The organism is Myceligenerans crystallogenes, from assembly GCF_039529775.1.
Classification (GTDB): Bacteria; Actinomycetota; Actinomycetes; order Actinomycetales; family Cellulomonadaceae; genus Myceligenerans; species Myceligenerans crystallogenes.
Genome location: NZ_BAAANL010000004.1, coordinates 253913 through 270915, shown reverse-complemented (window position 1 = coordinate 270915; position 17003 = coordinate 253913). Strand labels below are relative to the sequence as shown.

Annotated in this window: 15 protein-coding genes and 1 tRNA gene; 8 read left to right on the top strand and 8 right to left on the bottom strand. The window is 71.5% G+C overall.

Annotation, left to right across the window (positions count from 1 at the left end; translation table 11 throughout):
- Positions 1-16 precede the first annotated feature (16 nt).
- Together ABD208_RS11465 and ABD208_RS11460 are read right to left on the bottom strand one after the other, a co-directional pair.
- Entirely contained in the window at positions 17-1084 is a 1068-nt protein-coding gene (locus tag ABD208_RS11465) for an alpha/beta hydrolase (protein ID WP_344102778.1), read from the bottom strand.
- 39 nt (positions 1085-1123) lie between these two features.
- Positions 1124-2023: an NAD(P)H-binding protein gene (locus ABD208_RS11460; RefSeq protein ID WP_344102776.1), complete on the bottom strand. Its 900-nt coding sequence runs from the start codon at positions 2021-2023 to the stop codon at positions 1124-1126.
- Between the two features lie 412 nt (positions 2024-2435).
- On the opposite strand from ABD208_RS11460, the gene ABD208_RS11455 reads away from it, so the two are divergent.
- On the top strand, positions 2436-3224 hold the full coding sequence (locus ABD208_RS11455) for an alpha/beta fold hydrolase (protein ID WP_344102774.1): 789 nt from the start codon (positions 2436-2438) through the stop codon (positions 3222-3224).
- A 70-nt stretch (positions 3225-3294) separates the two neighbouring features.
- Here the strand turns inward: ABD208_RS11455 and ABD208_RS11450 are convergent, their stop codons facing one another.
- Complete coding sequence (locus ABD208_RS11450) at positions 3295-4140, bottom strand: class I SAM-dependent methyltransferase (RefSeq protein ID WP_344102772.1); 846 nt, start codon at positions 4138-4140, stop codon at positions 3295-3297.
- A gap of 268 nt (positions 4141-4408) precedes the next feature.
- Positions 4409-4492, bottom strand: a tRNA-Leu gene (locus tag ABD208_RS11445).
- 250 nt (positions 4493-4742) lie between these two features.
- Between ABD208_RS11445 and ABD208_RS11440 the strand changes: the two genes are divergently transcribed.
- The 7 genes from ABD208_RS11440 to pknB are packed head-to-tail and all read left to right on the top strand — an operon-like array spanning position 4743 to position 14378.
- Positions 4743-5456 (top strand): FHA domain-containing protein, encoded by a 714-nt coding sequence (locus ABD208_RS11440; RefSeq protein ID WP_344102769.1) that lies wholly within the window; start codon positions 4743-4745, stop codon positions 5454-5456.
- A gap of 10 nt (positions 5457-5466) precedes the next feature.
- Positions 5467-5970 (top strand): FHA domain-containing protein FhaB/FipA, encoded by a 504-nt coding sequence (locus ABD208_RS11435; protein WP_344102767.1) that lies wholly within the window; start codon positions 5467-5469, stop codon positions 5968-5970.
- Positions 5971-5977: 7 nt separating this feature from the next.
- Positions 5978-7501 carry a PP2C family protein-serine/threonine phosphatase gene (locus ABD208_RS11430; protein WP_344102765.1) on the top strand — a complete coding sequence of 508 codons (1524 nt, stop codon included), beginning with the start codon at positions 5978-5980 and terminating at the stop codon, positions 7499-7501.
- A complete protein-coding gene (locus ABD208_RS11425; protein WP_344102763.1) occupies positions 7501-9054 on the top strand; it encodes an FtsW/RodA/SpoVE family cell cycle protein in 1554 nt (517 codons plus the stop codon). The genes ABD208_RS11430 and ABD208_RS11425 overlap by 1 nt, the downstream gene beginning before the upstream one ends.
- A complete protein-coding gene (locus ABD208_RS11420; protein WP_344102761.1) occupies positions 9051-10595 on the top strand; it encodes a peptidoglycan D,D-transpeptidase FtsI family protein in 1545 nt (514 codons plus the stop codon). The genes ABD208_RS11425 and ABD208_RS11420 overlap by 4 nt, the downstream gene beginning before the upstream one ends.
- Entirely contained in the window at positions 10592-12316 is a 1725-nt protein-coding gene (locus tag ABD208_RS11415) for a serine/threonine-protein kinase (RefSeq protein WP_344102759.1), read from the top strand. The genes ABD208_RS11420 and ABD208_RS11415 overlap by 4 nt, the downstream gene beginning before the upstream one ends.
- Positions 12309-14378 carry a Stk1 family PASTA domain-containing Ser/Thr kinase gene (gene pknB / locus ABD208_RS11410; protein WP_344102757.1) on the top strand — a complete coding sequence of 690 codons (2070 nt, stop codon included), beginning with the start codon at positions 12309-12311 and terminating at the stop codon, positions 14376-14378. The genes ABD208_RS11415 and pknB overlap by 8 nt, the downstream gene beginning before the upstream one ends.
- Positions 14379-14447: 69 nt before the next feature.
- Here pknB and ABD208_RS11405 read toward each other — a convergent pair whose 3' ends face one another.
- From ABD208_RS11405 to ABD208_RS11390, 4 genes are read right to left on the bottom strand one after another with little or no spacing between them, the layout of a single operon-like run.
- Complete coding sequence (locus tag ABD208_RS11405; RefSeq protein WP_344102755.1) at positions 14448-15179, bottom strand: anthranilate synthase component II; 732 nt, start codon at positions 15177-15179, stop codon at positions 14448-14450.
- A gap of 44 nt (positions 15180-15223) precedes the next feature.
- Positions 15224-15379 (bottom strand): hypothetical protein, encoded by a 156-nt coding sequence (locus ABD208_RS11400; protein WP_344102752.1) that lies wholly within the window; start codon positions 15377-15379, stop codon positions 15224-15226.
- Between the two features lie 28 nt (positions 15380-15407).
- Complete coding sequence (locus tag ABD208_RS11395) at positions 15408-16217, bottom strand: class E sortase (protein WP_344102750.1); 810 nt, start codon at positions 16215-16217, stop codon at positions 15408-15410.
- Positions 16214-16972 (bottom strand): DUF881 domain-containing protein, encoded by a 759-nt coding sequence (locus ABD208_RS11390; RefSeq protein ID WP_344103242.1) that lies wholly within the window; start codon positions 16970-16972, stop codon positions 16214-16216. The genes ABD208_RS11395 and ABD208_RS11390 overlap by 4 nt, the downstream gene beginning before the upstream one ends.
- Positions 16973-17003 lie beyond the last annotated feature (31 nt).

The window sequence follows — 17003 nt, the reverse complement described above, 5'->3', positions numbered from 1 at the left end:
CCTCGCCGGGAGGCCGCTACCCCGGCGGCCGGCGCAGGCGGCGCCACCAGGTGAACGGGCCGGTGCCGACCCGGGCGGCGACGGCGTCGTCGGCGGCGGTGGACGGCACCGGCCTGCGCACCACCTCCCCGCCGACGTACCCGCGGAACCACCGCGCGGTCTCGCGCCACAGCACCTCGCGGACCGGGGCGGCGGAGAGCGTGACGTCGTGCAGCGCGCCGTCGAGCCGGACCAGCGTCGTGACCGGCCCGAGGTTCGGCACGCGGCGGGCCACGCCGGTCACGTCGAGCACCGTGTCCGCCCGGAGCATCTCGTCGGTCCAGCGCGTGGGCAGGACGGACCGGGCCGACAGCAGCACCAGGACTGGCGCGGTGATCGCCAGCCCGTGCGCCACCTGGTCGTGGCCCCTGAGGATCGCGGCCATCCAGGCCGGCGTCGGGCGGCGGCCCGCGTCGGACCGCCAGACGGTGTCGTAGGTCCACTCGCCGTCGAACTCGGCGGAGATCGCCCGGGAGTACAGCCCGCGGTCGTAGTAGACGACGGGGCCGCGCGGGTTGATCGCGGCGGCCGCCCGCACCCCCGGCTCCAGCACGCGGCGCCCCGCCTCGCGCGTCTGCAGCTCAAGCCACGGCGCGTTGAGCACCACCCCGGCGGCCCTGTCCGGGTGGCGGGACGCCCACAGGCTCAGGATCAGCCCGCCGGTCGAGTGCCCCATGAGCATCAGGCGCCGCTGCCCGCGCGGCGCGGCCGGGTCGTGCCCGATCTCCGCGAGCGCCGCCGCGATGTCCTCGTCGTAGGTGCCGAGGTCGGCGACGTAGTTCGGCGTCTGCCACTCCCGGATGGACCGGCCGTACTTGCGCAGTTCGAGGGCATGGAACCTCACGCCGAGCTCCTCCCAGAAGCCGGCGAGGTGCGCCTGGAAGAAGTAGTCGTTCCAGCCGTGCACGTACAGCAGATCGACGCCGGCGTCGACCGGTCCGGGGTCGATCCGGCGCACCAGGGTGGCGACGACGTCGCCCTCGTCGTCGGCCCTGAGGTCGAGCGTGAGCTGCTCGAAACCCGCGAGCACGTCCGGCGTCCACATCTGCCGAATGTAACCGCGTCACCTCGTCCGGCATCGGACCTACATCGCGGTGCCGCTGTCCCGCGAGTCGCCGAGGTGGAGCCATTCGACCGGATAGTCGTCGAGCCAGCGCCAGAACGCCCGCGCCGGACGGCCCGCCAGGGCCGGGACCGCGTCGCTGACCTGCTCGTACACCCCGGCATCGACGGCGGCGCAGCACGAGATCCAGGCGTCGAGGTCGCGCACCCACGGGATCGGGGTCGAGTACAGGTCGCGGGCGGCGACCGGCTCGTAGCGCACCACGCGCCCGATCGTGACGGACAGCGCCGCGGCGATCTCGGGCCCGGACAGCGCCGTGGGCCCGGTGATCCGGTAGGTGACGCGATCGTGGACGTGGACGCGTTCGTCGAGCAGGACGGCGGTCACCGCGTCGGCGACGTCGGCGTTGGACACGGCCGCCGCCCGGCCGTGGCCCGCCGGAGCCCGCAGCACGTCGTCGTGCACCGAGCGCACGAGGGCGCCGAAGAGGATCGAGCACTGCAGGATCGTCCAGGTCGCGCCGGAGGCGCGGACCTCCTGCTCGACGAGCCACTGCCGCCGGGCGGCCATCGCGACGGCCTGCTCGGAGGCGCCGATGTGGGAGAGGTGCAGGATCCTGCCCACGCCGAGCTCGGCCGCGGCACGGATCAGGGCGAACGGGTCCGGGTCGCGGTGCGCCGCGCCCGCGATGACCAGGGTCTCGGCGCCTTCCAGCGCCGTGGCGAGTTCCGGCCTGCCCGGGGTGTGACCGAGCACGATGGTCTCGGAGTCCGGCAACGGGCTGCCGTCCGGCAGCGAGGGTTCCTGCCCCCTGCCGGGCACGATCATCCGCTGTTCGGTCCCCTCCGCGGCGAGCCGGAAGGCCAGCTGCGCGCCGACCGCGCCGCCGGCACCCGCGAGGACCACCGCTCCGCCTGCCATAGCTTCGAGAATAAGCCGCACGTGGCGGGTTCACGCGAGCGGACCAGGGAAAACCCCTGCCGGCGGCGGGCAATAGGTGCGCAAGCATGGAAAAGGCCCGCGGGCTCGGAGGTGCACCTCCGTACCGCGCTGGACGAGGGCGCGGTACCCGCGGGCCCCGGTGGTCGCGTGGGTTTCGCCACCAGTCCCGTGCGCCGGCCAGGCCGGCGCGTAGACGTCATGCGTCACGCGACTTCAGCGCGCGACCACCTCACTGGTCCCGAGTGTCTTCACGATCTCGGATCACCTCCCTTCTTGTGTAAGCAGGAACCTACGCCGCGCCGGCGGGGGCGCCAAGGTTTTTTCCGCACCGGTCGCGCGGGGCTCCGGACGCGAGCGATCAGTTCCGGCCCGCGGCGTCGTCGTACCTTGTATGACCTCGCCGAACACCGTGGCCCCGACCGTCGACCTGACCGTCACCTCCGCGGACGGGACCGCCATCGCCGTCGACAGGACCGGTCCCGGCGGCGGCCCGTCGGTCGTGGTGGTCGACGGCGTGCTCGCGCACCGGCCGGCCGCGACGCGCGCCATCGCGCGCGTTCTCGCGCTGCCCGTGGCGGACGACGACGGCGGGCACTTCCGCGGTCCGATCAGCTGCGTGCGGTACGACCGGCGCGGCCGGGGCGAGAGCGGGTTCAGGCCGCCGTACGCGGTCGAACGGGAGATCGAGGACCTGTCCGCGGTGCTCGACGTCGCGGAGCGCCCGGCGGCGCTGCTGGGGCTGTCCACCGGGTCGTTCCTCGCGCTGCGGGCAGCCGCGGACCTGGGCGAACGCGTGACCGCCGTCGTCGTGCACCGGCCGCGGTACGACGTCGCCGCCGCGGATCCCTACGCGTGGCGCCACCTGGTGGCCGCGGTCGAGTCGTGCGTCGCGGAGGGCGATCGAGGTTCGGCGGTGGAGCTCTTCCTGGACGTCGCGGGCATCCCGCCGGGATACGTCGCGGGCATGCGGCGCTGCCCGAGCTGGGCGGACCTCGAGGCCCACGCCCCGACGATCGCCCACGACGGCCGGATCGTCACCGCCGCGCCCGCCGCCCTGACGCTGCCCCAGCACGTCGAGACGGTCACCGGCGAGGGCCCCGCGGCGATCGTGACGGCCGTGCGCAGGGCGGTGGCGGCCGTCGCCCCCGCGGATCCCCGCCCCGCTGTGAACGGACCGTGAGAACGTGGCCGCGAGGTGTCGCGCCGGGCCGGTCCCGGGCGCGACGGATCGCGGGCACGACTCCGGCAGGTCAGACGGGCTTCTGGGCCGTGACCAGGATGCGGGGGGCCTCGTCGACCAGCTCGGTGCCGGCGGCGAACTGCATGTGCAGGCCGCGCAGGCCCGCCTCGTGGGCGGCGACGGCGCCCGGCGCGAGCTGCGCCAGGTCGGGGACCTGCCAGGGGGCGAGCTTCAGGTACCAGAGCAGCGCGCCGAGGCTCGTGAAGCGCCGCACGCCCGCGTGGTGCTCCGAGCGCGTGACCTCGAGGCCCTCGGCCTTGAGCCCGTCGGCGAGGACGTCGACGGTCATGCCGTCCGGGTCCCAGCCGAGCGGGACGCCGAGGGCGTCGTTGATCGCGAACCCGTCGCGCGTGTCGAACTGCTCCGTGACGAAGACGCCGCCGGGTTCCAGCACGCGCGCCACCTCGGTCGCGCTGACCAGGCCGCAGCGGCTGATCACGGTGCCGAACTGGCCGTCGAAGAACGGCAGCATCAGCTCGTCGGCCCAGACCTCCTCGACCTTCTGGACGTTCACCCCGAGCGGCTCCAGCCGGCGTCGCGCGGCGAGGAACGCGGGCCCGTTGCCGGTGGCCGCGGACCGCTCCGGCAGCGGCCCCAGCGCGACGAACGCGGAGCCGTCCCCCGTCCCGATGTCGAGCACGCCGTGCCGCGACGCGGACACCGCCTCGCGCGCCAGGGCCTCGTAGTCCCAGGGCTGCGGGTCGACGACGATGTCGTCCCCCGCCGGCGTATCGGCGAAGGAGACCGGCATGGTGGCAGGTGTCACAGGGGTCGCGGGCGCGTTACGGGCCCATTCGACGTGCTCCTCGAACGGCGCACCACGCGCCGGAGCTGGGGCGATCGAGACGTCAAGCATGCAGCAGATTGTGACGCAAACCAGCGATGCGACCTAACGCACGGCCGGCCAGGCACCCGAGGGGCCCATCCCGCCAGGTAAGAGGGGGGTCCGGGGGGAACCAAAGGGGGTTTGGGGAAGCCAAAGGGGGTCCGGGGAGACCCAAGGGGGGTCCGGGGGGACGAAGTCCCTCCCGGGCGGGGTGCGGGGGCTGCGCCCCCGCAGAAAAACAAGAGAGGCGGGGCGGTTTGGGCCTCAGCCCAAACACACCCCGCCCAATCGCATCACGTGCGCGAGGGGGGAGTCGAACCCCCACGCCCTTTCGGGCACACGGACCTGAACCGTGCGCGTCTACCAATTCCGCCACTCGCGCGCTGCTGGAAGACAGTAGCACGCAGGTGGGGTCGGATCCGAACCGGATTCGTGACGCACCCGGTTCCGTCGCACCGCGACCTCCGGTAGCGTGCGGGTTCGCCCGTCCTCATCCCGACTGGCAGTGCCGAGGCTCACAGCACAGGATCGAGAAGATCCGCAGGACTTCCACACGGATTGCGGTCCGCGTTGACCTGCCGGTCTATACGATCTATGTAGTCTGCCCAGGCGCAGGCCGGGAAGGAGGTGGCATGGGCGCCCTGGATCGCTTCGAGAAGAGCGTGGAGCGCATGATGAACAACGCGTTCGCCAAGGTAGGACGCGGTGAGGTGAAACCCGTTGAGCTGGCGAGCCGGCTCAGGCGGGAGCTTGACGACCGTGCCGCGGTCGTCGGCAGGGACCGCACCGTCGCGCCGAACGAGTTCACGATCGAGTTGTCCCCGGACGACTTCGCCCAGATCGAGGCCTGGGGTGCACAGACCCTGGCCGACGAGCTGGCGTCGAACGTGACCGCCTACGCGGCGACACAGCACTACGCGTTCGTCGGGCCCGTCAGCGTGACGTTCGACGAGGTGTTCGAGCTCGTGCCGGGCCGGTTCAACGTGCGTTCCCGCAGCGTGCAGGGGAACGTGGCGCCCGCGACCTCGGGTTCGCCCAGCGCTCGGCACCCGCTGATCGACATCGACGGGCAGCGCTATCTGCTGACCGGCCCGGTGACGGTCATCGGGCGCGACGCCGAGGCCGACATCGTCGTGGACGACCCGGGCGTCTCCCGCCGCCATCTGGAGATCCGTGTCACACCGGACGGCGTCATCGCCTCCGACATGGGCTCCACGAACGGACTGTACGTCGAGGGCCATCAGGTGCCGGCGGCCACGCTGCTCGACGGCAACACCATGACGATCGGACGCACCCGGATCATGTTCTGGTCGGGGAGTTCCGGCGCCGAGAACGAGGACTGGTGATCGACCCCTCATGAGCGAGTTGACGTTCACCCTGCTGCGGCTGGGTTATCTGGTGCTGTTGTGGGTGTTCGTGCTCTCGGCCGTGGCAGTCCTGAGGCGTGACCTCGCGGGCCCCCGTACCGGTGGCCGCAAGCGTCGTCGTCAGCCGGAACCCGTCGCGGCGGGCGGTCCGCCCCCCGGCGGGCCGGCTCCTACTCCTGTGGGCGGCGTTCCGCGCAGCGGCGCGCCGTCCCGCCTTGTCGTCGTCGCCGGCCCGCTGACCGGCACGACGATCCCGCTCACGCAGTCCGGCATCCTCATCGGCCGGGCCCCGAGCTGCACTCTCGTGCTCGACGACGACTACTCGTCGTCGCGGCACGCCCGCATCTACCCGCAGGGGAACCAGTGGTACGTCGAGGACCTCGGTTCCACCAACGGGACCTACATGAACGATCAGCGCATCCAGGGGACCGTCCCGCTGCCAGCGGGGGTAGGCGTACAGATCGGCCAGTCCGTCGTCGAGCTCCAGGGATGACCATCACGTGACCGTGAATCTGCGGTATGCCGCGCGTTCCGACGTCGGCCTGGTCCGCTCCAACAATCAGGACTCCGCGTACGCGGGGCCGTACCTCCTGGTGGTCGCCGACGGCATGGGCGGCCACGCGGGGGGCGACGTGGCGTCGTCCCTGACGATCGCCGCCCTGACGCCCCTGGACCAACCCGGGCACAGCACCGACCGGCTGCTCACCGATCTCGAGCAGTCGGTCGATCGCGCACGTCAGGACCTGATCTCCGCCACGGCGGCCGATCCGGACCTGGCCGGGATGGGCACCACGGTCACCGCGCTGCTGCGCAGCGGCAACACGCTCGCCATGGCACACCTCGGCGACTCCCGTGCCTATCTGCTGCGGGACGGCCTGCTGTCCCAGGTCACGGTCGATCACACGTTCGTCCAGCACCTGGTCGACACCGGCCGCATCTCGCCCGACGAGGCCGAGACCCACCCGCAGCGCAACGTCGTCATGCGGGTGCTCGGCGACTTCGACCTGGACCTCACGCCGGACCTGTCGGTCCGCGAGGCGATCCCGGGCGACCGCTGGATGCTCTGCTCCGACGGCCTGTCGGGCTTCGTCTCGCCGGAGGATCTCGCCGAGACGCTCCGCCAGGTCGCCGACCCCGCCGGTGCCGCCGAGCGGCTGGTCTCGATGGCCATGCGCGAGGGTTCCACGGACAACATCTCGGTGGTGGTGGCCGACGTCGTCGACGACGACGCGGAGGCCTTCCCGCCGCCGGACCCGGAGATCGTCGGCGCGGCCGCCCTGCGCGGCGTGACCGCCGCGATCGGCCCGGGCACGATCATCCACCCGAACGGACCCGTCCCCGGCGGGGCCGACGGCGCGGTGGCCGCCACGGGCGCCGCCGTCGGCACGGCGGTGCTGCCCGACGACGACCCGCGCCTGGCCGAGGTGCTGGAGCACGCCGTGAGCGGCTCCGAGGGCGCCGAGTACCGGCCGGACGTCATGCCCGAGGGCGGGGACGAGGCCGACGCCGAGGTGGCGGGGCCCCGCAAGCGCAGGCCGTGGCTCACCGCCCTCGGTGCGGTGCTGCTGATCGGCGGCATCGGGGTGGCCGGCTGGGCCGGCTACCGCTGGACGCAGACGCAGTACTACGTGGGCGAGGCCGACGGTCAGGTCGCGGTGTTCCGCGGGATCCCCGCGACGGCCGGGCCGTTCTCGCTGTCGACGCCGGTCGTGCTGACCGGGACCGACATCGCCGAGCTGCCCGCGTACATCGGCGACCGGATCGAGGGAACGATCCGCGCGTCGTCGCGCGAGGACGCGCTCGAGCGCGCGCAGAAGCTGATCGACCAGGCGGAGGAGGAGCGGGCCGAGGAGGCCGAGCCGATTCCTTCGCCGACGCCGTCGGAGGAGGAGACGAGGCCCTCGGACGAGCCGTCGAGGGACTCGGACTCCGGCTCGAGGAACACCGACTCGAACGCGGACAGCAAGGATTCGTCGTCCCGCGACAGTGACCGTTCGACCGACGGCGACGGGGGGAACAACTGATGAGCCTGCTCTCCGAGAGGATCCCCCAGGGCATGCAGGGCGCCCTGCAGCCGGAGGAGAACGCTCCCGGGCGCGCGGCGGAGGCCGTGCTGCTGGTCGTCGCGCTGGTGCTGGGGCTGGGCGGGCTCGCGATGGTGGGCTACACCATCGAGGGGAAGCTGCCGGACAGCTTCTGGATGAACACCTTGGTGCTGACCGGGCTGTCCCTGGTGGCACACATCGTGCTGCGGATCCGCGCACCCTACGCGGACCAGGTGATCCTGCCGGCGGTCGTGCTGTTGAGCGTCATGAGCCTGGCGATGATCACGCGGCTCCAGCTCGAGGGTATGCGGCTGACGGACGCTCCCCGCCACCTCATGTGGAACGTCGTGGGCATCGTGGTGATGTGCGTCATCCTCGTGCTCCTGCGCGACCACCGGTTGCTGCGCAAGTTCACGTACACCGCGATGCTCGCGGCGCTGGTCCTGGTCATCCTGCCCCTGATCCCCGGGCTCGGCAAGGAACTCAACGGGGCGCGGATCTGGATCAGCGTCGCGGGATTCTCCCTCCAGCCCGCCGAGTTCGCGAAGCTGCTGTTCGCCGTGTTCTTCGCCGGGTACCTGGTGGCGAACCGGGACACCCTCGCTCTCGCCGGAAAGAAGGTCCTCGGCCTGCAGCTTCCCCGTATGCGTGACCTCGGCCCGATCCTCGTGGTCTGGGCGGTCTCGCTGACGGTGCTGGTGGGCCAGAAGGACCTCGGGACGTCGCTGCTGTTCTTCGGCTTGTTCGTCGGGATGCTCTACCTCGCCACCGAGCGCGGCGGATGGGTCGCCATCGGCCTGTCGATGTTCGTCATCGGTGCGTTCGTGGCCTGGACGATCTTCGGACACGTGCAGGCGCGCGTGGATATCTGGCTCAACCCGCTCGACCAGGAACTCTACGAACGGGATCCGGGCGGCTCCTTCCAGATCGTGCAGGGCATGTTCGGGATGGCGTACGGCGGCTTGTTCGGCGCCGGCTGGGGTGAGGGCTTCTCGACGAGGATCCCGTTCGCCTTCTCCGACATGATCTACGCGACGTTCGGTGAGGAACTCGGGCTGACCGGCCTGCTCGGCATCCTCCTGGTCTACCTCGTGATCGTGCAGCGTGGCATGCGCACCGCCGTCGGCGTCCGGGACGGGTTCGGCAAGCTGCTCGCCGGCGGTCTGGCGTTCGTCATGGCGCTCCAGGTGTTCGTCGTCGTCGGCGGTATCACCCAGGTCATCCCGCTGACCGGCCTGACGCTGCCGTTCATGGCCCAGGGTGGGTCGTCGATGGTGGCGAACTGGGTCGTCGTAGCGCTTCTGCTGCGTATCTCCGACGCCGCGCGACGACCGTCGGCCCTGCCGACACGCGGCCAGGTGGCCGACGTGCCGGCCAGCACCCAACACCCCGGCGTCGAGGGCGCGATCCCGGTCGGGCCGGGAGCAAGTCCCGCGAACCGAGAGGCCGCACGGCAGAACATGCCCGCGCCCAGCGACGAGAAGACCCAGATGCACGCACCGATCCGGGACCAAGGAGGTGACCAGGCGTGAACACCACCCTGCGCCGCCTGTCGGCCGTCGTCATGGCGATGTTCCTCGTCCTCATGGTCTCGACCACCTACATCCAGTACGTCCGGGCGGGTGAGCTCAACGAGGACAGCCGGAACGCCCGCAAGATCTACCGCGACCTGGGCGCCGCCCGCGGCCCGATCGTCGTCGGCGACGAGAACATCGTGATCTCCAAGGAGGTCGACGACGACTACGGGCGCCAGCGCATCTACGCGGGCGGCAAGGGCGAGGTCGCGTCGATGTACGCGCCGATCACCGGCTACTTCGCCGTGACGGGCAGCGTCTCGGGGCTCGAGAACGCCAACAACGACTACCTGTCGGGGCGCGCGGACTCCCTCTGGCTCGACCAGCTGCAGAACCTCATCACCGGGCAGACCGCCGAGGGCTCCTCGGTCGTCACCACGATCGATCCCGCCGTCCAGCAGGCTGCCTGGGACGCGCTCGGCGACTACACCGGTGCCGCCGTCGCGCTCGATCCCAAGACGGGCGCCATCCTGGCGATGGTCTCCAAACCGTCGTACGACCCGAACACGATGGCCGTGCATGACGGCCAAGAGGCGAGCGCCGCCATCAACATCGCTGCGGCCACCACTCCGGTCGTCGGCAGCCTCGCCGGCGAAGAGCGGCGCAGCAGCTACTCCGTCCTGCACAACCGCACCATCAACGCGCTCTACCCGCCGGGGTCGACGTTCAAGGTGTTCACCTCGGCCGCCGCGATCGAGAGCGGCAAGTTCCGTGCCGACACCAAGGTCCCGGCGCCGAACGGCTACACGCTGACCGGCACGCAGACGAAGGTCAACAACTTCGGCGGCTACGAGTGCGTGGCGGGCCAGAGCGAGATCACCCTCACCGAGGCGCTGAAGGTCTCCTGCAACTCCGCCTACCTGTGGCTGGGCGGCAAGGTGGGCGCCGAGGCGATGGGCGACATGTTCGAGGACTTCCACTTCGACGAGGCCCTGGAGGTCCCGCTCGACACGACCGCCGGTACCTACCCCGGGGTCGACAACAACGAGGGCACCACCACCGCTCCCATCGAGCTGACCGGCATGGGTCAGGGCGGTGTCCTCAAGCTCTCCCCGCTCCAGGTCGCCATGATGACCGCGACCGTGGCGAACGGCGGCACGGAGATGCAGCCGTACCTGGTCGACGAGATCCGCGACAGCTCGCTCAACACCGTCGAGAAGACGCAGCCGGACGTGCTCGGCAACCCGATCTCGTCGTCCACCGCCGAGGACCTCCGCGCGATGATGACCGAGGTCGTCAACGGGGAGGGCGGTTCCGGCGTGAACGCCCAGATCCCGGGCGTCACGGTCGCCGGCAAGACTGGTACGGCGGAGGACCCGCCGCGGCAGCCGACGCTCTGGTTCACCGGGTTCGCCCCGGCGGAGGACCCGCAGGTCGCGGTCGCCGTCGTCCTCGAGAACGCCGGCGCCTCGACCGAGGAGACCGCCTCGAGCGCGCTGGCGGCCCCGGTCGCGAAGGCGGTCCTCGAGGCCGCGCTGCAGTCCGGGAGCGATCGATGAGACCCGTCGAGGGGGTGCTGGTCGGGGGGCGCTACCGCTTGGTGCGCCGCCTGGCCATCGGCGGTATGGGCGAGGTCTGGGTCGCCTTCGACGAGAAGCTCAACCGCGAGGTCGCCATCAAGGTGCTGCGCGAGGAGTACACCGGCAACGAGGACTTCCTGCGGCGCCTGCGCACGGAGGCGCGCAACTCCTCGACGCTGCTCCACCCCAACATCGCCCAGATGTACGACTACGGCGAGGAGGACGGCGCGGGCTACCTGGTCATGGAGCTCGTGCTCGGCGAACCCCTTGCCGACCTGCTGGAACGTGAGCCGGTGCTGCCCGCCGGCCGCCTGCTGCCGCTGCTCGCGCAGACGGCGCGCGGCCTGCACGCGGCGCACTCGGCCGGCGTCGTGCACCGCGACGTCAAGCCCGGCAACATCCTGCTGGAGCACTCCGGCACCGTGAAGATCACCGACTTCGGCGTCTCCGTGGCGCAGAACCAGGTCCCGATGACCGCCACCGGCATGGTCATGGGCACCGCGCAGTACCTCTCCCCCGAGCAGGCGGTCGGCCAGTCGGCGACCGCGGCGTCGGACATCTACGCGCTCGGCGTCGTCGCCTACGAGGCGACCGCGGGGCGGCGCCCGTTCACGGGCAAGAGCCCGGTCGACATCGCGATCGCGCACGTCAACGCGCCGGTGCCGCCGCTGCCGTCGTCGGCCCATCCGGGCGTCGCCGAGCTGATCATGCAGATGCTGGAGAAGGATCCGGCGCACCGGTTCTCGTCGGCCGAGTCGCTGGCGCGCGAGATGGACGCGCTGGCCGCGGAGGTCACGGCGGACCCGTTCGGCACCCGCCGCGTCATCCCCGGCCCGCGCTCCGGCGAGCAGCCCGACGCCGGGCCGTCGCGGCACGCGGGCGGCAACCGGCGCGGCCACACACGTGGTGGCGCACGGCCCGCCGCGCGGACGCGCAGCGAAGTCCGCCGCGCCGCGCAGGGCGAGGCCATGTTTCACGCGGAGCCCCAGGTCGTGCCGCAGTCGGTGCCGCCGGCGCAGGCCGGTCGCCCGACCCACCCGTTCGGGACGACGGCGTCGTCCGCACCCGCCGCGGCGCCGTCGGACCAGAACCCCTGGGGTGGCCGGAGCCAGACGACGACGCCGCAGGCGCGGCCCCACCGGCACGGCGCTCCCGGGTCGGACCTGCCCGCGGAGGCCGCCACGGGGCAGGGCACAGGGCATCAGGGCACGGACTCGCAGGGACACGCCGTCGGACGGCACGGGAGCGCCGTGGATGATCCGATCAGCGGCGGGTTCCGCCCGGAGACCGGCTACCTGCCGGGTACCCTGTCGCCTGCGGACGGAACGTCGCGGACGTATCGGTCGCGGCGGGAGATGCGTGAGGAGCAGTCCGGACGATCGAACCGCAAGGGCGGGTTCACGACGAGCGTCGCGCACTGGGCGGCCGAGTTCGAGGACCGTCTCGGCATCCGTATCCCCTGGCCACTGGTCGCCCTGGGCGTCCTGCTGGCCGTCGTCGTCCTCATCCTGGTTCTGACCATGGGCGGGGGCGGGGATAACGATGCGGAGTCGATGGGTGAGATTTCCTACCGAACGACGGACGCAATGCTGAATCCTGGCACCACGGCCATCGCCGTGGATTCTGGGATGATGCTCCTTGACGAGCCGCCGGCCGCGACGCGGACGGCCGAATCTTCGAAGGACGTACAAGTTGGTTGACAACACGCCCCGGGTGCTCGCCGGCCGCTATGAGGTCGGCGAGCTCGTCGGCCGTGGCGGCATGGCCGAAGTGCATGTCGGCCACGACACCCGGCTCGGCAGGACGGTCGCCATCAAGGTGCTGCGGTCCGACCTCGCGGAGGACCCGTCCTTCCTCGCTCGTTTCCGCCGTGAGGCGCAGTCCGCCGCCGCGCTGAACCACCCCGCCATCGTCGCCGTGTACGACACGGGGGAGGACCGCGCCAAGGACAACCGCGACCGGGAGATCACCGTCCCCTTCATCGTCATGGAGTACGTCGAGGGGCACACCGTCCGCGACATCCTGACCGACGGCGCCGCGGTGCCCATCGAAGAGGCCATCGAGATCACCACCGGGGTGCTGTCCGCCCTGGAGTACTCGCACCGGGCCGGGATCGTGCACCGGGACATCAAGCCCGCGAACGTCATGATCACGCCGACCGGCGCCGTCAAGGTGATGGACTTCGGCATCGCGCGGGCCATGGCGGACTCCGCGGCGACCATGACCGCGACCAACGCGGTGATCGGCACGGCGCAGTACCTCTCGCCCGAGCAGGCCCGCGGCGAGACCGTCGACTCGCGCTCCGACCTGTACTCGACCGGGTGCCTGCTGTTCGAGCTGCTCACCGGGCGGCCGCCGTTCCAGGGCGACTCGCCCGTGGCGGTGGCGTACCAGCACGTGGGGCAGCAGCCGCAGCGGCCGAGCGAGATCGCGGTGGACGTGCCCGACGTGCTCGACCGGATCACGCTCAAGGCGCTGACCAAGGACCGCGAGCAGCGGTACTCGTCGGCGGCGGAGTTCCGGGCGGACCTCGAGGCCGCGCTGCGCGGCGGGCAGGTCACCGCGCCGATGGTGGGCGCGATGGCGGCCGGCGGGCAGACGCAGGTCATGTCACCCGCCGGGTACGGGACCGCGCCGATGCCCGCCGGGTACGGGGCCGGGCAGCAGTGGGGCGGGCCACCGACGTCGACCCAGCCGCCCGTGAACACCCCCGGGCAGGGATATCCGACCGGCACGATGCCGGTGGGGCCGCCCGGGAGCCGGGGGGACCGCCGGGAGACGGACAACAAGAAGACGCTGATCTGGACGCTGGTGGCCGTCGCGATCGCGGCGCTGGTGGCGATCCTCATCGGGATCATGATGAACCAGCAGCCTCCCGCGGCGGAGACCGTTGGCGTGCCGGCAGTCACGGCGGGGACGTCGTACGACGAGGCGTGCGGGGTCGTCAGGGCCGCAGGACTCGAGTGCCAGAAGACCGTCCAGGAGGACTCCGAACAGGAGAAGGGCCAGGTGACCGGCAAGACGGAGCCGGAGGCCGGGACCGACGTCGAAGCGGGGTCGACGGTCAAGATCTTCGTCTCGGGTGCGCCTGGCGAGGTGGGCGTCCCCAACATCCTGGGGATGACCCAGGCCCAGGTGAAGCAGAATCTGGAAGCAGTGGGTCTGAAGCTGGGCGACTGGACCGCCAAGTCGAGTTCCAAGCCCAAGGACGAGTCCATCGAGTCGCAGCCGGCTCCGGGCACGACCGTGAAAGAGGGCTCGTCCGTCAACGTCTTCTACTCGTCGGGGATGATCACGCTTCCCGACCTGACGGGCTTCAGCGAGAAGCAGGCCACGGATCAGCTGAAGGAACTGGGCTTCTACCCCGAGACCGTGCCGCAGGACTCCACCGACTTTCCCGCGGGCCAGGTCATCCGGACCGACCCGGTCGGAGGCGGTGACGTCGCCGTGGGCAGCACGGTGAAGGTCTTCGTGGCCAAGGAGCCTGAGGAGGTCTCGCTCCCCGCCGAGATCATCGGCATGCCGGAGGACGAGGCACTCGAGATCTGCCGGCAGAGCTTCCACTGCGAGGTCGAGTACGGCGTCAGCGACCAGGCTGAGCCCGGTCAGGTCTACAACACCAACCCGGCACCGGGTCTCGCGATCGAGCCGGGCAGCGACGTCATCCTCCAGGTCGTCGACGACGAGGCGCTCCCGTCCGCCAGCCCGAGCGCGACCCCGTCGGAGGGTGGCGGCCTCTTCCCGCCCGGGAACAACGACTGATCTCCGGGCACCGGCAGCCAGAACCGCCGGGGTAGCCGTCGCCTCGCGACCCGGCTGCCCCGGCGTTCCTCATCCGGCCACGAGCGGAGCCATCCCCGTCGATCGCTCCACGGCGCCCTCCAGCCCGCACATCTCCAGCCAGTTCGCCAGCAGCCGGTGCCCGCCCTCGGTGAGCACGGACTCCGGGTGGAACTGCACCCCGTGCAGCGGCAGGTCCCGGTGCTGCAGCCCCATCACCACACCCGACTCCGTCGCGCACGTCACCACCAGCTCGCCCGGCACGCTCTCCGGCGTCGCCGCCAGCGAGTGGTACCGCGTGGCCGTGAACGGTGAGGGCAGCCCGGCCAGCACCGAGCCCTCGACGTCGAATCGCGCCGCCGCGTCGTCGGACACCACGGACCCGTCGTCGTCGGCCCCGGCGCCGGCACCCGGCGCGGCGGCGTCGGACACGAACACCTCGCTCGTCTTGCCGTGCATGAGTTCCGGCGCGTGCGTGACCGTCGCGCCGTAGACCTCGGCGAGGGCCTGGTGACCGAGGCACACGCCGAGCATCGGCGTGCGGGAGCGCGCGCACGCGCGGATGACGGACTCGGAGGCGCCGGCCTGCGACGGCGTGCCGGGGCCGGGGGAGACGAGCACGCCGTCGAACGGCCCGGCGTCGTCGGCGAACCGGCCGTCGCCGTCCGGCTCGGGCACGGCGTCGTTACGGACGACGACGGTCTCGGCGCCGAGCTGGTTCAGGTAACCGACGATCGTGTAGACGAACGAGTCGTAGTTGTCCACGACGAGGATCCGCGTCATGCGGCACAGCCTACGGCGTCGGCCCCGTTGGTCGACCGCCGTGATTACTCGACCGTCGTGTCGTTGAACGGCATGTACTCGCTCAGCCACGGGAAGAAGTACTCGAAGCAGACCGCCAGCACGATGATCCCCAGGCCGATGCACAGCAGCACGCGCGCCCAGGTGGGACCGGGCAGGAAGTTCCAGAGTGCGGAGTACATCAGCGCGCCATCCCTCTTTCGCAGGCCGTCACGAGTCCAGCATCTCCTTCGGCGTGCCCTCGCTGACCGGGGCCCAGTAGTCCAGCTTGCCGTGCACGATGTACCGCTCGGCGGCGGAGAACATCGGGTGGCACGAGGTCAGGGTGACGTAGCGGTCCTTGAGCTCCGGCAGCGGCTCGCCGGGCATCAGGCCCGGTATCGGGGAGATGACCTCGATGTTCGACGGCAGCACGATCTTGGACTCGACGATCTTGTAGACGTACCAGTTCTTCTCGGTACGCACCACGATCGCGTCGCCGTCCTTGAGCTCGTGGATCTGGTTGAACGGCTTGCCGTACGTGGTGCGGTGGGCGGCGGTGGCGAAGTTGCCGAGCTCGCCCGGCAGGGCCGTCTTCTCGTAGTGGCCGATGCCGATCGTGTCGAGCACCGTGGCCTTGTCCGTGCCCTCCGCGATCGGCTTGACGTAGTCGTCGCCCCAGCGCGGCACGAACATCTGCGCGAACGTCTCGCCCATGGCGGGCGCCGCGACGCCCGGCGGCTTGTCGCGGTGCTCCGTCGCGACGCGCGGGCCGTCCTTCTCGGGCTCCTCCCAGCCCATGTCCGCGACGATCTGCTGCTGCGCCCGGTTGCCCTCGACGTCGGTCCACCACAGCTGCCACACGACGAACAGCCCGAGCAGCACACCGCAGGTGACCAGGAGCTCACCGAACACCCCGACCACGGTCGCGACGGCGTCACCGCCGCGGCGCCTGCGCGGGTCGGGGGCGTGCCGGCGCCGGGGGACGTCCCGCCGGACCGGAGCGGGGAAGAGCTCTGCCGATGTCGGTGTGCGGTTCACGCGAAGACGTCCGTTCCTTCCGGTACCCGGGCGTAGCGGAGCTCGCCGGTCGACTGCGATGCGGGAACGTCGACCTTGTCGTGCCTCTCGACGCCCCACCCCAGATGCACCCAGTCGACGAACGCCCGGTAGTTCCTGACGCCCTCATCCTCCTCCAGCGCCTGGGCCAGTGCCTCCTGATCGCCGATCACGGTGACCTCGTACGGCGGCGAGAAGACCTTGCCGTGCAGCAGCAGGATGTTGCCGGAGCAGCGGAAAGCGGAGGTGGACGTCACGCGCTCGCCCTGCAGCGTCATCGCCTCGGCCCCGCCCGCCCACAGGGCGTTGATGACGTTCTGCAGGTCCTGCTGGTGGACCACCAGGTCGTTCGGCTGCGGATCGCCGGGGGCGGTGTCGAGGGCCGACGGCGGTGCGTCGTCCAGCGTGACCGTCAGGCCCGGGCCGCTCACCGCCCGGGAGCCCGCGGCGATGCCCTCGCGGGCCGCGACCGGCGGGGCGACCCGCGGCACGTGCCCGCTCTCGTCCGCGGTGAGGCGGGTGATCTCCTGGTCGAGCAGGGCGGCGGCGTCGGTCAGCTCGGAGACGCGCTCGGACTCGGCCTGGACCACCTGGGCGATGTCCTGCGGCTGCCGCGATCCGGACTGCGCGGCATGCAGCCCGCTGGCCACGAACAACAGGCCCGCGGCCGCGAGCACACCCCCGACGGTCACCCAGGACCGCACCCGCGCGCCCGTGATCGCCCGGGCCCGGGCCATTTCGATCACGGAAACCTCCATGTCCGCGTCA

Bases quoted from the DNA above. Each gene is read 5' to 3' on its own strand.
- ABD208_RS11465 (WP_344102778.1), bottom strand. From the start codon at position 1,084: ATGTGGACGCCGGACGTGCTCGCGGGTTTCGAGCAGCTCACGCTCGAC.
- ABD208_RS11460 (WP_344102776.1), bottom strand. From the start codon at position 2,023: ATGGCAGGCGGAGCGGTGGTCCTCGCGGGTGCCGGCGGCGCGGTCGGC.
- ABD208_RS11455 (WP_344102774.1), top strand. From the start codon at position 2,436: ATGACCTCGCCGAACACCGTGGCCCCGACCGTCGACCTGACCGTCACC.
- ABD208_RS11450 (WP_344102772.1), bottom strand. From the start codon at position 4,140: ATGCTTGACGTCTCGATCGCCCCAGCTCCGGCGCGTGGTGCGCCGTTC.
- ABD208_RS11440 (WP_344102769.1), top strand. From the start codon at position 4,743: ATGGGCGCCCTGGATCGCTTCGAGAAGAGCGTGGAGCGCATGATGAAC.
- ABD208_RS11435 (WP_344102767.1), top strand. From the start codon at position 5,467: ATGAGCGAGTTGACGTTCACCCTGCTGCGGCTGGGTTATCTGGTGCTG.
- ABD208_RS11425 (WP_344102763.1), top strand. From the start codon at position 7,501: ATGAGCCTGCTCTCCGAGAGGATCCCCCAGGGCATGCAGGGCGCCCTG.
- ABD208_RS11415 (WP_344102759.1), top strand. From the start codon at position 10,592: ATGAGACCCGTCGAGGGGGTGCTGGTCGGGGGGCGCTACCGCTTGGTG.
- ABD208_RS11405 (WP_344102755.1), bottom strand. From the start codon at position 15,179: ATGACGCGGATCCTCGTCGTGGACAACTACGACTCGTTCGTCTACACG.
- ABD208_RS11400 (WP_344102752.1), bottom strand. From the start codon at position 15,379: ATGTACTCCGCACTCTGGAACTTCCTGCCCGGTCCCACCTGGGCGCGC.
- ABD208_RS11390 (WP_344103242.1), bottom strand. From the start codon at position 16,972: ATGGCCCGGGCCCGGGCGATCACGGGCGCGCGGGTGCGGTCCTGGGTG.